This is a genomic window from Leptospira perolatii (assembly GCF_002811875.1).
Taxonomy (GTDB): domain Bacteria; phylum Spirochaetota; class Leptospiria; order Leptospirales; family Leptospiraceae; genus Leptospira_B; species Leptospira_B perolatii.
In genome coordinates, this window is record NZ_NPDZ01000001.1 from 250,416 (window position 1) to 269,090 (window position 18,675).

Annotated in this window: 15 protein-coding genes; 11 read left to right on the plus strand and 4 right to left on the minus strand. The window is 41.6% G+C overall.

Annotation, left to right across the window (positions count from 1 at the left end; genetic code table 11):
- Nucleotides 1–90: 90 nt before the first annotated feature.
- Complete coding sequence (locus CH373_RS01165) at nucleotides 91–1,185, minus strand: lipocalin-like domain-containing protein (protein WP_100712099.1); 1,095 nt, start codon at nucleotides 1,183–1,185, stop codon at nucleotides 91–93.
- 84 nt (nucleotides 1,186–1,269) lie between these two features.
- Between CH373_RS01165 and CH373_RS01170 the strand changes: the two genes are divergently transcribed.
- Nucleotides 1,270–3,066 carry a hypothetical protein gene (locus tag CH373_RS01170; RefSeq protein WP_207763704.1) on the plus strand — a complete coding sequence of 599 codons (1,797 nt, stop codon included), beginning with the start codon at nucleotides 1,270–1,272 and terminating at the stop codon, nucleotides 3,064–3,066.
- Between the two features lie 41 nt (nucleotides 3,067–3,107).
- Entirely contained in the window at nucleotides 3,108–4,091 is a 984-nt protein-coding gene (locus CH373_RS01175; RefSeq protein WP_100712101.1) for a lysophospholipid acyltransferase family protein, read from the plus strand.
- Nucleotides 4,092–4,105: 14 nt separating this feature from the next.
- Here the strand turns inward: CH373_RS01175 and CH373_RS01180 are convergent, their stop codons facing one another.
- Nucleotides 4,106–6,115, minus strand: a complete 2,010-nt coding sequence (locus tag CH373_RS01180; protein WP_100712102.1) for a phosphoethanolamine transferase family protein — start codon at nucleotides 6,113–6,115, stop codon at nucleotides 4,106–4,108.
- A 476-nt stretch (nucleotides 6,116–6,591) separates the two neighbouring features.
- Between CH373_RS01180 and CH373_RS01185 the strand changes: the two genes are divergently transcribed.
- The 6 genes from CH373_RS01185 (at nucleotide 6,592) to CH373_RS01210 (ending at nucleotide 12,654) form a co-directional block, all read left to right on the plus strand.
- Nucleotides 6,592–7,323, plus strand: a complete 732-nt coding sequence (locus CH373_RS01185; protein WP_100712103.1) for a phosphoadenylyl-sulfate reductase — start codon at nucleotides 6,592–6,594, stop codon at nucleotides 7,321–7,323.
- Nucleotides 7,320–8,228, plus strand: a complete 909-nt coding sequence (cysD, locus tag CH373_RS01190; protein WP_100712104.1) for a sulfate adenylyltransferase subunit CysD — start codon at nucleotides 7,320–7,322, stop codon at nucleotides 8,226–8,228. The genes CH373_RS01185 and cysD overlap by 4 nt, the downstream gene beginning before the upstream one ends.
- Nucleotides 8,228–9,472 carry a sulfate adenylyltransferase subunit 1 gene (locus CH373_RS01195; RefSeq protein WP_100712105.1) on the plus strand — a complete coding sequence of 415 codons (1,245 nt, stop codon included), beginning with the start codon at nucleotides 8,228–8,230 and terminating at the stop codon, nucleotides 9,470–9,472. The genes cysD and CH373_RS01195 overlap by 1 nt, the downstream gene beginning before the upstream one ends.
- A gap of 18 nt (nucleotides 9,473–9,490) precedes the next feature.
- Nucleotides 9,491–10,315, plus strand: a complete 825-nt coding sequence (gene cobA, locus CH373_RS01200; RefSeq protein ID WP_100712106.1) for a uroporphyrinogen-III C-methyltransferase — start codon at nucleotides 9,491–9,493, stop codon at nucleotides 10,313–10,315.
- Nucleotides 10,312–10,902, plus strand: a complete 591-nt coding sequence (locus tag CH373_RS01205) for a precorrin-2 dehydrogenase/sirohydrochlorin ferrochelatase family protein (RefSeq protein WP_100712107.1) — start codon at nucleotides 10,312–10,314, stop codon at nucleotides 10,900–10,902. The genes cobA and CH373_RS01205 overlap by 4 nt, the downstream gene beginning before the upstream one ends.
- Before the next feature lie 69 nt (nucleotides 10,903–10,971).
- Nucleotides 10,972–12,654, plus strand: coding sequence for an NADPH-dependent assimilatory sulfite reductase hemoprotein subunit (locus CH373_RS01210; protein ID WP_100712108.1), 1,683 nt, complete (start codon nucleotides 10,972–10,974; stop codon nucleotides 12,652–12,654).
- Nucleotides 12,655–12,717: 63 nt separating this feature from the next.
- Here the strand turns inward: CH373_RS01210 and CH373_RS01215 are convergent, their stop codons facing one another.
- Nucleotides 12,718–13,824, minus strand: coding sequence for an SMP-30/gluconolactonase/LRE family protein (locus tag CH373_RS01215; RefSeq protein ID WP_100712109.1), 1,107 nt, complete (start codon nucleotides 13,822–13,824; stop codon nucleotides 12,718–12,720).
- Nucleotides 13,824–14,846: a peptidoglycan DD-metalloendopeptidase family protein gene (locus CH373_RS01220; protein WP_165778753.1), complete on the minus strand. Its 1,023-nt coding sequence runs from the start codon at nucleotides 14,844–14,846 to the stop codon at nucleotides 13,824–13,826. Before CH373_RS01220 ends, CH373_RS01215 begins: the two co-directional genes overlap by 1 nt.
- Between CH373_RS01220 and CH373_RS01225 the strand changes: the two genes are divergently transcribed.
- From CH373_RS01225 to CH373_RS01235, 3 genes are read left to right on the plus strand one after another with little or no spacing between them, the layout of a single operon-like run.
- Complete coding sequence (locus CH373_RS01225; protein WP_100712110.1) at nucleotides 14,828–15,742, plus strand: CPBP family intramembrane glutamic endopeptidase; 915 nt, start codon at nucleotides 14,828–14,830, stop codon at nucleotides 15,740–15,742. The two genes, CH373_RS01220 and CH373_RS01225, sit on opposite strands and share 19 nt — an antisense overlap.
- Nucleotides 15,742–16,539, plus strand: coding sequence for a hypothetical protein (locus tag CH373_RS01230; RefSeq protein ID WP_100712111.1), 798 nt, complete (start codon nucleotides 15,742–15,744; stop codon nucleotides 16,537–16,539). The genes CH373_RS01225 and CH373_RS01230 overlap by 1 nt, the downstream gene beginning before the upstream one ends.
- Before the next feature lie 27 nt (nucleotides 16,540–16,566).
- Nucleotides 16,567–18,522, plus strand: a complete 1,956-nt coding sequence (locus CH373_RS01235) for a chloride channel protein (RefSeq protein WP_100712112.1) — start codon at nucleotides 16,567–16,569, stop codon at nucleotides 18,520–18,522.
- Nucleotides 18,523–18,675 lie beyond the last annotated feature (153 nt).

Here is an 18,675-nt window from a genome sequence, read left to right on the forward strand (position 1 = left end):
CGTGAATCGACCGAAGAACAATTTCTCAGAGAGTAACTGAAGAATAAAGAGTTTTTCCAAGGACCCTAAGTAGTTAGGAATGAAAGATTTTTACCGTAATTCCAAGTATCCGCTTCCACGCACTGGCTTCCCTTCCTTTTCACCTTCTACCGAGATCGCGCCTTCCCAATAAATGATTCCAGTGGTTGGCCGAGCGTCAAATTCTTGCGCTTCAAATTTGGGCTGGATCCGTAAGTCAAATTTCTCTGATTTTAGATTCCATTCTGTCCAGTAGTTGCGGCCAGAAACCGAACTAGTCCATTTTTTTCCGGCTCGAGTAAATGCCAGCTCTCCTTCCTTTTCGAAGTGAACTTGCTCTTTATCTTGGCGAAAGGTCCCGAAAGTTTCAGATTCTGCGTTTAGCTGAGAGCGAAAATTAAAGGCCATGATATCAGAGCCGTCCTCCAACTGAATGCAAACCCAATCCCAAGAATTGGAATTCGCAAATAAGTTGATCGAGCTAGACTCCTTCTCGTGCGCGCTCCATTCGTGATCCATCCAACTCGTTCCGGAAGCTATTTCGTGTGACTGTCCTTCTAAAACCAGTTTTCCATTGGTTTTCATTCTAGGAATACTGTAGTAGTAAGTATAGATTTCGGGAAAGCGTCTGCTTTTCGTCGATTTTCCATGATTTCCATGAATCAGAATTTGTCCCGGCTCGTAAGATAGATTCAGTTCTAGACTGAGCCCTGGAGAGTTTCTAGGATAGGCGCGAAGTTGCAATTCTGTAGGACCTCTGATATCCATTCGAAAATCGCCACTCCATAGCGAATTTTCTTTTACGCCGGCTAGATTGCCCAGCTCCCTTTCTAAAGCTTGGGCACTATAGTGCTTTTTGTTCGCAATATCGGAAATTGCAAAATGGACAGGGTAAACCGCTACAGAAGATCCGACAAATGCGCGAAAAAAACTCAGCTCATAGCCGAGCTGTTTGCCCGATTTGCTAGTAAGATTTCCAACAAAATAGCACCATTCCACTTTGTAGCCCGAATGAAAGAGATGATCCTTCGGAAACTGAAACTGAGAGCGAGAGTTTACGGATTTGGTCTCGCTCGGGATTAGAATGATTGCAAAAAGGAGGAAGCTAAAGATTTTCAGACTGACGCTGAACTTGTATCTATAATTTATTCTAGGCAAAAAGTACATCTTTACATCCGTATGGAAAAATTCCGGGTTTCTCGAAGCATCTATTTGATTTTAGGAGCTCTGTTAATAGCACAAGGAGTTTTCTTGTCCACTGTTTGGTGGAATCTCGTGGAAAAGTTCCGAGAATACTGTCCAAACAAAGAATTTTTGACTTGGGATCCAGATTTACGATGGATCGTTACTTTAAACCTTGCGGATTCTATCAGAAGAATCGATGTTCTCGAGATTCTTAGAATTATCTTCGATTCACCTACCTGGCCGGTATTTCGAAACGTACTGGAAGTTCCATTTGTTTATTTTTTCGGTACCAGTGGACAGGTGCCTGGTTACATTACTTCAGGAATCTTTTTGATCCAGCTTCTACTCCTTCCAGTCTGCATCTTTTGTCTGGTTGATGGGAAAAGAAATATTAAGTTTATATTAAGTGTTTTCCTATATCCTGTCGTATGGGGAAGTTTGCTGCAGAATCCGGGATTCATGCTATACACTTTTACCGGAATGTTGGAGGTCCAGGGAGCACTTCTTTACCTGCTTTCCCTTACTTTCTTTTTGCTTTGGCAGGGGAGAACAACTGTTTCGAAAAGAGTAGTTTGGCTCGGAGCTATTTCTTCTTTTCTATTATTTCAGACGAAATATCCTTATGGCTATTTGTTTCTGATAACTTCGCTCAGTTTAATCCTGCTAGAATCTTCAAAGGAAACTATTTTAGAATTATTTAAAAAGTGGATTCAGTTTTTAAACCGATCTCCTTTGTATTTCAAGGTGCTCTTTCTTTTAGCAATTTTTTCCTTTCTTGCTTCTTTTCTTCTACCGCTAAAAGGGAAAGGACCTGGATTGTTGCGATATGTTTCCTGTTGGATGTTATTTGCAGTATTTATAATATTCTTTAAAGCGAAAAAGGATGAAATCGTGTACCAAAAGCTTTCAGAGTTCTGGAAATTCTGGATAGCACCGGTCGTATTTTGGGTACTCCTTCATCCGGATCGCTTCCTAAGTTCTCAAAGCACAATCTCTCATGTGCAGTCCGAAGGAATCGGATATGGTGTCGGTAGAGAATCAGGATTCATATTCTATACGGTTTATATCAAAGAATTCTTGAATAATTCCCATTACAATGCAATGGCTGCTTTTTTGATCTTTGCAATTTGGATTTTCGGGATCGTTGAGCTTTTGTTCAGGAGAATTCGCGGAGAGGAAATTTCGCAAGGGCAGAGGATCTTATTTCTGTGTGGGGCATCCTACACGATTCTCACTGTATTTACTCCGAATCACCAAGTTAGGCATGTGTATCATTTGTACCCTAGTCTTCTAGTTGGGATAGGTTTGGTACTTTGGCGAGGGGTGCATGGTTTTTCTCAAAGGAAAATTGTAGTACCTATTACATCTCTTTTGTTTGTAGGCCTTCTAAGCACTACTGCAGGTTATTTCCTTTGGAATCGCAATTCAGTTTGGAGCCGGACCAATCTCTGTTTTTCGGGAGTAGCAAAAGAAGTGTACGAATTCCCAAATAAGGCTGAGCGAAAACTGAGACAAATCACTGTTCCGGGTAGGATGTATGTCTTTTGGAATCTTCTCCCCGACCATTCCTACAATAAACCGGATTTAGATTTGGCAGCCTATCGCGCGGGCTATGAAAATAAGGCCCTCATTCAGGAAAAACGGAAGTCGGACCGGATCAACTGGGAGCAAAGTGTAGGATCTCCAATGCCTTGGATCCTGGCCGCACTCAACTGCCAGGAAATCGAGAGCAGAATTTGCATTCCGGAGGAAAAGGAAAATTGCCACAGAGAATTGGCAAAGGGATTGCGACTGATAGAATTCAAAAATGGTTGTATCGGAATTTGGGAATCTCCGTTTTATTCCACACCTAAAAATCAGTAAATTCTTGTTGTTCGCCTGGAATGGGTCGTTCGAATAGCAGTATGTCCAATCCGAAGCCGAGAAGTGAACGAAAGAAAGTGCGAAAGTTCCTCCAATACGTGCTTTCTAGAATCATAGTAGGGTTTTTATCTTTTTTTCCGTACAAACTTAGAGGTAAGATTCTGTTCGGGATCGTTCTTCTTTTGGGAAAATTGACCGGTTCTGTAAAAAACAGAATTGAAAAGCATATCAAGCAATCTTTTCCAGAAAAACCAGATGCAGAAGTACAAAGATTAATTCGGCACAATATAAAAAATCTTTCTCACATGGCCAATGAGTTCTGCGAGGAACCATCCATGGACGACAAGTACATATCCGACTGGATTGTGAGATTGCCAGACATAGAAACACACAAGAGGCTTCTAAATAAAGGCGGAATCCTTGTTTTAGGTCACCTAGGTAACTGGGAAACGATGGGCGTTTCCATTATGAGATCCTGCGATAACGAATTATACGTATTCTCCAAACGCCAGAGTAATCCTTGGTCGAACGCATGGATTGAAAGGACAAGAGCTTCGCAAAGAATCAAACTGATTTATACGGACGAAAGCCCTAGAAAAGCGATTGGTCTTTTAAAACAAGGAAAGCTCGTCGCATTTATTTCGGATCAAGATGCTGGAAAAAGTGGATTGTTTTTTCCGTTCTTAGGTAGATTCGCATCTACCTTCTTGGGGCCCGCAATGTTTTCTAGAATGATCAACGTTCCTGTGATTTTTGCGAGTGGTTGGTATGATGATGACGGGAAATTGTATTTTTATCTCGAAGAATTCGATCGTCCGGAATTCGATCCAAAACCAGATCCGGAAAAATGGGAAAGAGAGTTTACTTATCGCTGGGTAAAAAGATTGGAAAAGGAAGTCTTGAGTCACCCAGCCGACTATTTTTGGTTACACCGTCGCTGGCACACAAAACCTGAAAACGAATCTGAGCTTAAATCCTATTGGGAATCCTTCGAAAAGGAAAAAAGATCTATTACGAAATCGTAATAGATCTTTAATAGCTATCTAATCTTATTCATAGAAGTGTTATTTAGCGGCAGTTGAGGTTCTTTCGGATTCGATGAGTCTGTCGTAGCAGAAGCACGTAAAGAAGTCCCGAGCACTTCTGCAGAACTCATCTGCAAATTTGCAGAAGAAAGCAAATCTACACATACCTGGCAATTTTCCAATTCGGATCTATATCTCTTCTTCTCAGAATCATTCAAAAAAGTCCATAGATCGTTTAGTTCGTTCGGATCCTTGGAAAGATCGAAAAGCTGCTCCTTTGGAGGCACGGTGTTTACGTTCATCAGATAGTGAAGATTTCCTTTCAGATAACTCAAACCCACTTTATAGAGAGATATCTCGTTATTGTTCGTAACGATAATCTTTCTCTGATTATCCAATTCTCTCAAAAGGGACTTTCCCTCTAACTTTGAGGAATAACCGCGAATATCAGGTCGGTTTTCCAAATGTAAAATATCAAGAACTGTGGGAATCAAGTCAGTATTTGCCACAATTCGCTTTGTATTCCTTCGAAAAGCAGAGTTGCCAATTCGCTCGCGCATACTCGGAGGAAAGTAGAATATCATAGGAATCGCAATCGTTTCCACATAGTTACTATCTATATGACCCAGATAATTGTGCTCGAATAGTGATTCTCCGTGATCGGAAGTAAAAATGACTAGAGTATTCTTAAACACACCTTCTGAATCTAGAAACAAGAATACTTCCTGCAATAGAGAATCAAAATAGTGGACAGAATTATCATATTGATCTAAGACTCCGTCTACTGCGTAGGTCTCTGATCCTTTCGGTACATAGTAGGGAAAGTGATTGGTATTAAAATGAAGAACTCCCGCAAAACGGCGACCGGAGTTTCGAACAGATTTTATGTAGTTCTTAAAGGTTTGGATCGTTTCCCTGTCATCTACTCCGATATCGTTAAAAGAATTTAAACCGCTAGTTTCCTTGGCCCAGAGCTTATCTATTCCGGAGTTTTTAAAGAAGCCTTCAAAATTATTCCACGTAAGACTATGGCTCGAAATGTAAAAAGTTGAGAAGTTTGCAACTTTCGCATATTCCCAAAACAGCGGAAAACTGTGGGTCATCGATATGGATTGAGCGGGAGACACTCCCGAGACAATACTTGGAAAAGATAAAAGAGTAGAGCTTGAGTTTGAATAAGCTCGTTCAAATACAAATACAGAATTGGGATCAGCTTCCCGGATCATTCTGTTTAGATTCGGAGTGGTGTCTCTAGAATATCCATACAGGTTCATGCTCTTCTTTCGTAGACTTTCTGCGACAACGAAAAGAATATTAAAATCTTGTTGGGAAGCAATTGCGTTTAGGTTCGGTTTGTTTCTAGATTGCAAACCAGCCGAACCTAAGCGATCTCCGGTCAGCTTATTATAAAGATTTCTCCAAGTAAAAGCGATTGTGTTCGTGTCCGATACATACACCTGATCGTTAAATCTGGTGTTATTGTGCAGAAAGGCAGTCAAACCGACTAACAAAACTAATGCGAAAGCCTTATAAACCGTATAGAACTGGGAAGCTCTATTCTCAATCGAAGTAGCTTTCCAGAGCGAGTAGCAAAATACACTTCCAATCGCGGCTGTGATCAGAACCGATTTAAAAGACAGTGCGCCTAGGAAAATCGTCCAGCTGTTGAACGGTTCGTTAAAGAGAAACGAAAATACAAAGAAATTAGGCATTATGCCCGTATAGCTAAAATATCCATAAGAACCGACGATGACTGACGTATAAAATGCCGTCGCCAAACCAAGGGATACTCGATAAGGAATCGGACTCTCCTGCGTGTACAGCCTGCGAAGTCCGATTAGAACCATAGAATAGAGCAGCACGGAATATACCAATGAAAGTGAGTAGAATACCCACTGTAATCTTTTATATTCTTCTAATGTATTTAAGCGAAATAGGATGTCGCTGATCAATATTATTAAGGGAACTACCGCGACAAAGAACTTCTGGTATCTTGTTCTATACTCTAGCTCGATGTATTTCATTTGAGTTTTTGATCCAGATTCTTAGACAACATGCCCTGAGTCAATTACATCGAATTATAAAGTAGTTTCAAAAAAAATGATAAACGAAATCAGAAAACAAGATCTTAAATCGACTATTTTATGTTAGAACTTGGTCGGAGTTTTGAACGACGTTTTTCAATTTCTTCTTTGAGCTCTTAGGCTCCGGTCGTGTGAAACAGTTAGTTGCTTTTGATGCGAATCAAGACATCGAAAATATGAACGGACAAAACGGCATGTAAGTCGAAAAAGAGTGTAGTACCTCCATGCATTAAAGAGACATAACTTACTTCGCAATTTTGAATTCTATCCAAAATTTATCTGTTCCGTCGTTGATAATCTCTAATCTTGGAAGTAGACGGACGACTATACTTTACAAAAAATCCACTATATAGAACTTTGGTACATTATATTGGTCTAAAGGTACCTAGAATCCTGGAAATTAGAGGTTCGAAACCATGAAACCGGCGGAATTAGAAGAAAAAATAAAGGGACTTACTTTAGAGGAGTCCTTGGCACTGATAGATAAAGAATTCCCAGGTACTGCCGCGTTCTCAACTAGTTTCGGGTTAGAAGACCAAGTAATTACTCACGCGATTTATTCCCAAAACTTAGGAATTCGAATTTTCACCCTAGACACCGGAAGGCTCTTTAATGAAACGTATGAGCTTCATAAGCGCACCAATGGGATGTATGGGAAGAAAATAGAAACCTATTATCCCGAACGAGAGCAGGTCGAAAAACTTGTGAACGAAAAGGGACCCGATTCATTTTACGATTCGGTAGACAATCGCAAAGAATGCTGTCATATTCGAAAGGTAGTCCCACTGAATCGCGCGCTAAAAGGTGTGGAGCTTTGGATCACAGGAATCCGAAGTGAACAGTCTGGAGAAAGGGGAAGCCTGCCAAAGGTAGAATTAGATGAAAGCAGGAACATTCTAAAGTTCCATCCGATTCTGGATTGGACTTGGGAAGAGACCAAGGCCTATATCGCCGCAAATAGCATTCCTTACAATCCATTGCATGATAAGGGCTTCCCAAGCATAGGCTGCTCTCCTTGCACAAGAGCAATTTCGCCCGGAGAAGACTTCCGAGCCGGCAGATGGTGGTGGGAAAATGAATCTGCCAAAGAGTGCGGATTGCACTGGGTAGATGGAAAATTAGTACGCAAGAAAGGATCGCAAGCATGACAACGCGAACCAGACTCTCTCATTTACAACAACTCGAAGCCGAGTCTATCTATATATTAAGGGAAGTCGCAGCACAATTCGAAAGACCTGCGCTTTTATTTTCCGGAGGAAAGGATTCGATTACACTCGTGCATCTGGCTCTGAAAGCATTCAGACCAGGGAAATTTCCTTTTCCTTTAGTTCATATTGATACTGGCCATAATTTTCAAGAAGCCCTGCAATTCAGAGACGAGCTCGTCCAGCGAACGGGAGAAAGGCTGATCGTTCGCTATGTGCAAGATTCAATAGATCAGGGAAAAGCCGTAGAAGAAAAAGGCAAATTTCCTAGCCGAAATGCAATTCAAACAGTGACTCTTTTGGATACAATCGCCGAGTTTAAGTTCGACGCTTGCATCGGTGGAGCACGCAGAGACGAAGAAAAGGCGAGAGCCAAAGAAAGAGTATTTTCTGTTAGAGATGAATTCGGTCAATGGGATCCTAAATTGCAAAGACCAGAGCTCTGGAATATCTATAACGGAAAGATTCATGTAGGGGAGAATGTCAGAGTATTTCCAATTAGTAACTGGACCGAACTCGATGTTTGGGAATACATCAGACAGGAAAACATTCCGTTGCCTTCATTATATTTTTCTCATAGAAGAAAGATTGTATGGAGAGATAATCTGGTCTTCCCGGTCTCCGAATTCGTCCAGTTAGACAGTTCCGACAAAGTGGAAGAGAAGACTGTGCGCTTTAGAACTGTTGGAGATATGACCTGCACTGCTGCTGTAGAATCGGAAGCGAACACCTTGGATGATATTATTCGCGAAATTCAAATTTCCCGTACGACGGAGAGAGGCTCCAGATTGGATGATAAGAGATCTGAAGCGGCGATGGAAGAAAGGAAACGGGGAGGTTATTTCTGATGGATTTACTCAGATTTATTACTGCGGGAAGCGTGGATGACGGAAAGTCCACTTTAATCGGTCGTCTACTTTATGACAGTAAATCCGTTTTTGAAGACCAGTTGGAAGCAATCGAGAGATCTAGCCAAGTAAATGGTCAAATCAATCTAGCACTGCTTACCGACGGTCTGAAAGCGGAACGCGAGCAGGGAATTACGATCGATGTTGCTTACAAATATTTCTCTACACCTAAGCGCAAGTTCATCATTGCTGACGCACCAGGTCATGTTCAGTACACTCGAAATATGGTAACCGGGGCATCTAACTCCGATTTGGCTGTAATTCTAGTAGACGCTCGGAAAGGTGTCATCGAGCAAACATATCGTCATTCATATATCGTATCTTTATTAAGAATTCCTCATATTGTTGTTTGTATTAACAAAATGGACCTGGTCGGATTTTCAAAAGAAAAATTCGAAGAAATAAAGGCCGCATATTTGGATTTTGCATCGGAACTAGAAGTTAATGACATCCATTTTATACCGATTTCCGCGTTAAACGGAGACAACGTCGTAGATCCTTCACCGGATATGCCTTGGTGGACAGGACAAACTCTACTTGGTCTATTAGAGGATATTGAAATCGATGTAGATGAAAGTCTCCACGAGCCTAGATTTCCCGTACAATACGTGATCAGACCGCAAACAGAAGAATACCACGACTATCGCGGTTATGCTGGACAAGTTAGAAGCGGCGTTTTCAAAAAGGGAGACGAAATAGTAGTATTACCGAGTGGACTCACTTCAAAGATCAAATCTATTGAGACCTTGCAAGGAGCCGTCGAAGAGGCCTATGCTCCGATGTCGGTAACGATATTATTGGAAGATGAAATCGACATTAGCCGCGGTGATATGATCGTAGTCGCGAACCATAAACCAACCGTTGCGCAAGAATTAGAAGCTGAGCTTTGCTGGATGGATAGCAAGTCTTTGGTTCCTGGCGGGAAGTATCTGCTTCGACAGACTACAAACGGCGTAAAGGCTATTGTTCGAGAAATTTCCTACCGAATCGATCCTCAAACTCATGCAAAGCTTGAAGCTCACCAACTTGCATTAAACGAAATTGGCAGAATTCGGATTAAGACAGCAAAGCAAGTTGCTTTTGATATTTATAAGAATAATCGCGGAACCGGAAGTTTCGTTTTAGTAGATGAAGGAACGAATAATACTGTGGGTGCCGGAATGATTACCGGAGCCGCGGAGTAACATTCTCTGGAAATTGAAATGGAGTCAAAAGGTAAGGTTTATCTAGTAGGCGCCGGTCCCGGAAATCCAGATTTACTCACCGTACGCGGACTTAGAATATTACAATCTGCAGAAGTCATTTTATACGATGCCTTGCTGGACCCGGGTTTTCTGGAATTGTTTCCTGAGAATGCGATCGCCCATTACGTAGGAAAGAGGGCGGGTCAGCACTCAGCAACTCAGGAAGAAATTCATGAATTACTAATCTCTTACGCTATACAAGGAAAAACCGTCGTTCGGTTGAAAGGCGGGGATCCGTTTCTCTTTGGGAGAGGCGGGGAAGAAGTGATCGCATTACGAAAAAAGAATATTCCGTACGAAATCGTTCCGGGATTAAGCTCTTTGACAGGTGGATCTTCAGGTTCCGGAATACCACTAACCCATCGTGGAATTTCTCGTCAGGTTTTGATCATGGACGGTCACACTGTCCTCCTGGAAGATACAGACTGGGAGTGGTACGCAAAATTCAAAGGGACGATCGTACTATTTATGGGGACCTCCTCTATCCAAAGGATCGCAGTCCATTTGATCGAGAATGGGGCTCCTTTTGATTTGCCTGTAGCTTTGGTAGAAAATGCATCCCTATCCAATCAAAGTGTCCAGATTAGCTCTTTAAAAAAAGTCGCTAGCCAAGGCCTAGCAAAAATTACAAAAGGTCCCGGAATCATTTATATCGGCGCAGTAGTTCGACTATATCCGCAAGTAAACTTGTTAAACGAGGAACAGATCCAGTCTCCTGATGAATTGATTCGGGAAATCGAAGGCTTAGTGGATTGGAAAAATTTCCAAGGTATCCTTGGATGAATCAATTGCTGCCGGTCTTTTTAAAGCTCGAGAATAAGAAGGTTCTTCTAATTGGAGGGGGAAGCGTGGCCTTGGAAAAGTTCATGGCCCTGCTCGGAACAGGATGCGTTCTAGTTCTGCTTTCTAAAGAAGTTTTGCCCGAAATAAGAAAGCTCGCAGTCGACAATTCCAAGGTTACGATTATACAAAAGGAAGTCGAGCTGAGCGACCTCGAAGATTACGATTTGATTTACTCAGCTACAAACAACAAAGAGCTGAATCACTTACTTACAAATTACGCTCACGAAAAAGGGATTTGGGTGAATTGCGTGGATGATCCTTCATTATGCGATTTTTACAGTGCGGCTACTTTGGATCGGGGGCCGGTCAGAATTGCTGTTTCCACGCAAGGAGAATTTGCAGGGCTCGCAGGCACGATTAAATCGATATTAGAAGAATTACTTCCAAAAGAACATGATTCAGAAATGGAAGAATTGGTAGAGCTAAGAAAGTCAGTAAAACAAAAGTTAGGTGATCCGGAGGAGCGTAAGTTCGCTTTGAGAACCTTATTGAAAGACTTTAAAAGCAAGTATTTAAGACATTCATAAATAAGCGAATATTAATAGAATCTGGATACTAAAGTAATTATAAACATAAACAGAGGAAATGACTCCACCATGGCAGATGAAAAAGAACTGAGCGAAGTCGAGCATATAAAAATAGCTTCTCATGGATTAAGAGGAAAAATCGGAGAGGCTGTCGAAACACAGGCTGAAGAGTTTAATGAAGATGATCGACAGTTGATCAAATTCCATGGAATGTACCAGCAGAAAGATAGGGATCGCCGAAAAGACGAAAATGGCGATTTTATAGAGAATCCAACTTCTTTCATGATCCGTGGTAGAATTCCGGGAGGAAGATTATCTGCAGAACAATATCTTGTTTGGGATGAATTAGGAGATAAATTTGCAGGAGGCGCACTGAGGTTAACCACTCGGCAGTCCATTCAAATGCACACAATTCGTCTCAGGGATCTAAAGCCTATCATGCAGGCAGTTGATAAAGTCAATCTTTCAACAATGGGTGCTTGCGGGGATGTGGTTCGAAATGTTACGCAAGCGATCAATCCTTGGGGAAAAAAAGATCTTCAGCTTTTGGATGATGTAGCTCAGGTATTATCCGATCATTTTAAATATAAAACAAAAGCTTATGCTGAAATTTGGTTGGGCGAAAAGCAACTGAATCCAGAAGTCGATGATCCGATTTACGGAAAAACTTACCTTCCTAGAAAATTCAAAATAGGAGTCACGCTTGCCGGAATTAATTCAATAGACATTTATACGAATGATATGGGATTTGCGGCTACTCTAGATTCTTCAGGCAAGATAGACGGTTATTTTGTTTTTGCTGGTGGTGGTTTAGGTATGACTCACAATAAACCTGAAACCTATCCGAGAGCCGCCGATTTACTTGGCTGGATTTGGGAAAAAGATCTGATTTCAGTTTCGGAAGGCATCGTGACTTCACACAGAGATTTCGGAGATCGTACAAATCGAAAGCATGCTAGATTAAAGTATGTTCTAGCGGAAAAAGGTGTGGAATGGTTCCGATCCGAAGTGGAAAAACGTTCCGGCGCAAAATTTGACACCAAGAAACCACTGCCTAAATGGGAAATTCCGAATTATTTAGGTTGGACCTTATCGGAAGACGGAACCTATGCATTAGGTTTTCATACTTTATCGGGAAGGATCAAAGACTTTCCGGACAAACCTTTAAAGACTGCTTTGAAAGAGGTAATTTCTACTTTCAAAATCGGAGTACAAATCACTCCAGATCAAGATTTGATCTTACTCGGAATCAAGAAGGAAGACAAGGAGAACCTTGAGAAGGTTCTTCAAAAGCATAATATTGACCCGACTTCTCCGAAGCGTTTATACGATCGTGCTCTGGCATGCCCTGCGCTTCCAACCTGCGGTCTTGCGTTAACCGAGTCCGAGAGAACTTTTCCTCAGCTCCTAGAAGGGATTCAGAAAGTATTAGATAAACTTGAATTAAACGACAGAGCTCCTTTGGTAAGAATGACCGGATGCCCGAATGGTTGCGCGCGGCCTTATTCTGCCGAAGTAGGAATCGTAGGACAACAAGCCGGAGGAAAGTATTCTCTGTTCTTTGGAGGAAATCCTGAAGGAACAAAGGTAGGGGACTATGTTGCCAAGAAAGTTCCTTTTGCGGATATTCCAGGTCAGTTGGAAAAAGCATTTACCGTTTGGAAATCTGAAGGAAATCCAGGAGAGAGTTTCGGGAGCTTTGTGGAACGCTACACAGTCACAAAGTTCAGAGATTTATTAGGTTCTATGTGATTTAGAATTTAACAAAAAGTTCATGAGGAGAAAAGGGATGCAACTAATGCATCCCTTTTTTGTTTAAAAGAATATTTCCAAAGATTCGAATTTCCATTTCCATATTTTCTCTGTGGAATTCCCCGCTAACAATAAGCCGTTCCCGTACTCGTGCACCGAAGTGGTTCGACCGACTCTATTTCCTCCTGGATCCGTAAGTGCAAAGGTAACATCTCCATCTTCATTCATTCCGAGAATATAACCCAGCTCGCCTTCTTTCGGTTTAAAAATTCTCGGAAAAGAGCCGATAATTTTTTTCCATAGTGGCTCCATCTGAATCTTATCAATCATGGAATGTCTCGGTGCGGAGAGCGCGATCCAATAAGATCCTTTTCTATCAGAACGGATTAGCGCCGGACTTCCAAGCAAGTGCGTAATGAAAAACTGATCTCTTCCTACATTCTTTCCTTTTAAAATAAGTTTAGATATTCTATGCCTGTATTTTTCACCAAATAGTAAATAGTCTTCTTTTGCAGAAAGCGCGACCCCGGTGGGATAAAAGACTTGGTCGAGTAAGACTTTTAGGCTTAGATTTTTTGGATCAAAGGAGAAGATTCGTCCGTAAGGCTTTGATTCTAATTCCTCAAGATAGGAATCTTCAAAAGAGAATTTCATACTGACTTCGGAAAAATAGATGATGCCTTCCTTGGAAACATCAAGTCCATAAAGATTTCTTAATTTATTTCCCTCGGAATCTTCTTGTAAGAGAATGGTTTCTTTTCCATCCGAATCGTAAGAAGCTAATCCGACGCCGGAAACGCAGGCAAACAAAGTTCCTTTTTCGTCAAAAGCAAGCCCTAGAGGACGACCAGAAGTGCGAGCGAAAACGGAAATGGAACCATCCGTACGAATTCTATAGATGTTACCGTCTGATGAACCGCTGTAAATCCAGCCTTTAGAATCTACAGCAAGACCGAATGGATCATCTATTTCTGTTTTGTTGATAGCTTCAGAAAAAATTAATGCTTGGTTCTCTCCCTGAGGAATCGGCGAATCAGTTGAATACCAATCTGGATCTATCTTGGTCCATCCGGATAAAATCAAACTTCCGAATAACAAGACAACGAGTAAAATTGTAAGGATGATTCTAAGAAGGGCACTTCTCAGAAGACTAAACTGAAACGAGGCCATTAAATATGTCCGTGAAATACAGGTCTTTGTTTCTGACTATTCCTCAGGACTTCAAAATGTAAATGATTTCCGGTAGCTCTACCAGTACTTCCTACTTTTCCGATTAATTCGCCTTTCTTTACTCTTGTTCCTGCATCTACCAAAAGTTTGCTCAGGTGGCCGTACCTGGTCTCGTATCCCAAATTATGTTTCAGAACAATTAAGTTACCGTAGCCTCCTTTCTCGTTAGAATAGGAAACGATTCCGTCTGCGGAAGCATACACAGGTGTGCCCAAGTCCGCAGCCAAATCGATTCCTCCATGAAAAGTACTCTTTTTGGTAAAAGGATCTCTTCTTCTTCCGAAATTAGAGCTTACGGTTCCCTCTTCTGCAAGAGGATCAATGAAGGCCATCCCGTAAAAGAAACTTTTCTCTTCTTTCTGGAGACCTCTTCCCGGAACGAACCAGGCGTTTCTTCGGTCATCATAGTAGATAAACTTCTGAGAAATTCGTGCTTTGGAAGCGACTCTTTTTCGGGTCATTGAATCCGATCTCGGTTCTTCCGCATCGTAGGAACCTCGCATATTTGGAATTAATAATTCCATACCAGGATAGATATCGTGAGGCGAGGATAATTCGTTTACGGAGGATAGAGTGTCCAAATCCATTCCGGTCCTTGCCATGATTTTGAAGAAGTTATCGTTTGCTTTGACCTTATATACAAAGAATCTAAGAGGGACTAAATCTTTGTTTTCTAAATTAGAAATGGACACGTGAAGATTATGCTTAACCTCTTCTCGAACCTTTTTGAGATTCTTATCTGAGTAATCTAGACTGGTTAAGGGAAAGCGCTCGAATACAGCGGCTATATCTGTAGTTAAACAAAAGGAAAGCGATACTAAAGTAAGTACATTCAGACGACTGGGAGTTTTGAAGATGGATACCACTTCCCTAAGATTGTCGGTCGATCTAAAAAAACAATGACGCAAAAAATTGGAGAAAAATGATGGGAACGATCCAGCCCATGTCCAAATTTGAACCATCAGTAAAGACGAACAATTTCTGGGGAGAAATCTCAGGGATTCTATTCATGCAGAGTGTTGCATTGCTCGCATCTTATCTTCTTTACCAGCAGGTTGCAAGGCTATATGTTGAAATCTCAATTTCAGACTCTTCAGCATCCGCGCTTGTTTCCGAAGACAAGAAAGCTGCCCGATCAAAAAGTACCAGAGTTCTTAAAAAAGAAACTGTTGAACTGAATGATGTCCAGGAGAAAGCAAAGGCTTCGGCCGAGAAAAAGAGCTTGGATACAATTGTTCGCGACTATACGAATTTGGTCGTGACCCGAAAGCCTTGGCTTTTGATCGGAGATAGAGTAGTTTGGGCGTTTTGCTTTATTCTTCCGGCTCTGCTGATCATACGTAAGTTGGGCAAGGTAGAGATTGCTGATCTAAGAAATAAGGCAAACTGGAAAATACTTTCGTCTGGTCTTCTTGTAGGAATTGCTACATTCAGTTTTGTGAATGTAGTGGGTGGAATCACCTTCTATTTTGTTGGAAAGCCGCAGCCTAACCCGTTAGAGCTTGCCTTAACCCAGCATCTCCGAGGGAACTGGGCTTTGCTCGGTTGGTCCTTTCTGGGAATTAGTGTAGGAGCTGGGTTAGTAGAAGAGATTTTTTTCCGAGGAATTCTTTTGAAGCAGTTCATAGGAAAACAGATGGAATGGATCGGATTAGTGATCACATCTGTTCTTTTCGGGTTGATTCATTATAACCCGGGAGGATCTTGGATCGGACCAATTTTACTTATTTCGGTTGGATTCTTCTTTGGATTATCGTACGCAAAAACAGAAAATATTTGGGTTCCGATTACAGCCCATCTTACGTATAACAGCTGTATGCTTATTGCTGCATTTTTTTTAGGGGACCGGGTCGTTTAATGACAGCAAGTAAGGTTGTGCAAAACAGTAGAATTCAAATTCTTGCAATCGCAATTTTCTTATTTAGTTTTTCTTCTGTTTTTGCTGGTGAGGCCTTCGAGCTTGAAGGGGATCCGGGGGCGAACGACCTTAGAATATTAGCCGTACTGAACAAGTTATCCGAAGACCGAGTTATCTCGGATAAAAAGACGAAAGGATTTTCCTATCGATATACTTCCAAGTGGTACTCTCCACTCTCAATCGATGTCTACGTGGTCGGTTTTTCGAAACGCGAAAAGGTCAGTCTGGTAAGAGTAGAAGCTCCAAAGAAGGGAATGGAGAAAGCTTTTAAAAACTATCTTTTAAACGAATTGAATCAGCAAGAAGCGCTTGGTATCGGCTCTGGAGCTCCTACAGGTGAGTCGCCGCAGATTTCGGAAAAACCTTCCCGCAAAAGTTATCTCTTATCAGAAGGGCTAGCAATTGTCTTTCCCGCTGCTTCAGTTTTGTATAACTCGACTAAGTCTCCGGTTTACGGTTCAGGCGATACGTTTAAGGGAATGTTCTCTTATATACTCGCAGATTTATTGTTAGCGGGTGCCGGATACTATTATGCCATGAGCACGATCCACCAAAAAAGTGATGCGGACAATTTATTACTAAAGCATGGCCCGTCTGGTAAAGTTTGGGAAGCGCCAGGAGGAGGAGTGTTCTTAGGATTATTCTTTCTTCCAAGAGTACTTAGGATGATCGGCGGATTTCAGGATACATACACTCACAATCGGTTAATGGAACTTTCGGTATCGAAATCATTTTAGAAAAAAATTAAGTAATTAGACTGTACAATGGCCTTATTGCAAAAGTTTAAGAATTATGTAGACGGTCCTAAGCGGATTTTCCGGATCGGTGGACCAAGGTCTTTGTATTTTTACTGTTTGATTACCGGAATTGTTTCAGGCTTCGGTGCTTACGCATTTTCGCGCTTACTCGCTTGGGGCGAATTTTTTGCTTTAGAAACTTTTGCCGGACTTAGTTTGTCGCATCCGACTGGTGAATACTCCGTAGAAGCGCATCCGGATGCGAGTTTAACGCTTGGCCCTTGGGTTTTACTTTTCTTGCCTATTCTTGGCGGCTTGATCACCGGGCTTTTAGTACAGCGGTTTTCGCCAGAATCTTCCGGAACTGGAACAGATGCAATGATCGAAGCCTTTCATAATAAGGAAGGCATAATGAATCCAAAAGTGTCTCTAATAAAATCGATTGCTACTGTATTCACTCTCTCCACAGGTGGGAGTGGTGGAAAGGAAGGTCCGATCTCCCAGATTGGTGCTGGCTTTGGTTCATTGATTGCCACAATTCTAAAAGCTGGAGCACGAGCTCGGAGGACTTTGTTATTAGCGGGGACCGCAGGCGGACTAGGCGCAATTTTCCACGCCCCGTTAGGCGGTGCTCTGACTTCTGTGGAAATGATTTATCGAGAGGATATTGAGAGCGACTCTTTGCTTCCTTGTATTATATCTTCTGTAACTGCATATTTAACCTACTCATGGTTAAACGGATTTGGAGCTATTTACAGAGTCCCCGAACTAGGCTTCGAAAATTACCCGGAGTTGATTTTCTACTTTTTATTAGGAATTCTTTGCTTTTGGACAGCTTCCCTCTTTATTAGAACGTTTCGATTTATTCAGGATATTTCCGCCAAGATCAAATTACCAAAATGGATGATACCTGCGTTAGGCGGAATCCCTGTAGGTATTATAGGATTTTTTGTGCCCGAAGTAATAGGAACCGGAGCTGGCTTCCTTCAGGATGCTTTGGATGGAAGATCTGTCTTCGATTCTTATATATTTTCTTCTTTGGAGACTTTTGGGATCGAGAAATTCCCAAGTTCGATCGGAATTCAAGAAGACGAAGTATTGAATACTTCTGGATTTCAGGAATCCTTTGCTTTCAATAGAAACTTTTTTCTCATTTTGTTTTTCCTATCATTCGCTTTTCTTAAAATAGTTACTACTTCTTTTACTGTCGGTAGTGGAGGCTCCGCTGGTATGTTCGGGCCTTCGCTCTTTATTGGTGGTATGCTTGGCGGAGCAGTCGGAACACTTGCGCAAGCGGTATTAACCGAACACGTATATCTTTCTTCTTTTATTCTGGTCGGGATGGGAACATTTTATGCCGGAATCGCTAGTGCGCCGATTGCCGGAATGGTGATGATCTGCGAAATCATAGGAAGTTATTCTCTTCTTCCTCCTTTGATGATTGTTTCGATTATTTCATTTGTTCTCTCGCACCGCCTAAGTTTGTACAGAAGCCAGAAGGAAAATCGATTTCAGTCTCCTGCGCACCATTGGGATATGAATCGGGACGTGCTCGAAGAGATTACTGTAGGATCTATTACAAACCGACTTAGGAATATTGCCGTTGTAAGGACGGGTGTGCTTTTATCTGACTTAGAACGGGAAGGAATTAGAATTCAAGCAAGTGAATTCGTAGTGTTGGATGAAAAGGACAACTACTTGGGAATCGTATCGTTAAGGAAAATCAGACATCTACCCGAGAGTTTGCAATTTGCTGATCGATTAATTATCGTTGGAGACGTGGTAGATCCTACAATTCCTTCCGTTTCCCTAGATTGGACTCTCGCATCTGTCCTGCGCTGCCTCCTGGAGCGCGACTTGGACAAGATTGCAGTCGTCCAAGAGAATAAGTATTTGGGTTACCTCAGATACGCAGATTTGATGAAAGAGTATTTTGAGGTAACGCTTCCGAAAAAAATGAAAAAAGAAGAAAATAGCATCTAAAAATCATTCCTTAAGAGACTGAAATTAATTCTAGTGGATGTAGCGTTCGTTAACTAATGTTTTTGATATACTTTTGATAGTTTTCTCAGAATTTTAAATATTATCGCGCAATTTCGAAGTACAGTACATGTATTCTTTTTGGTGGACAAATTA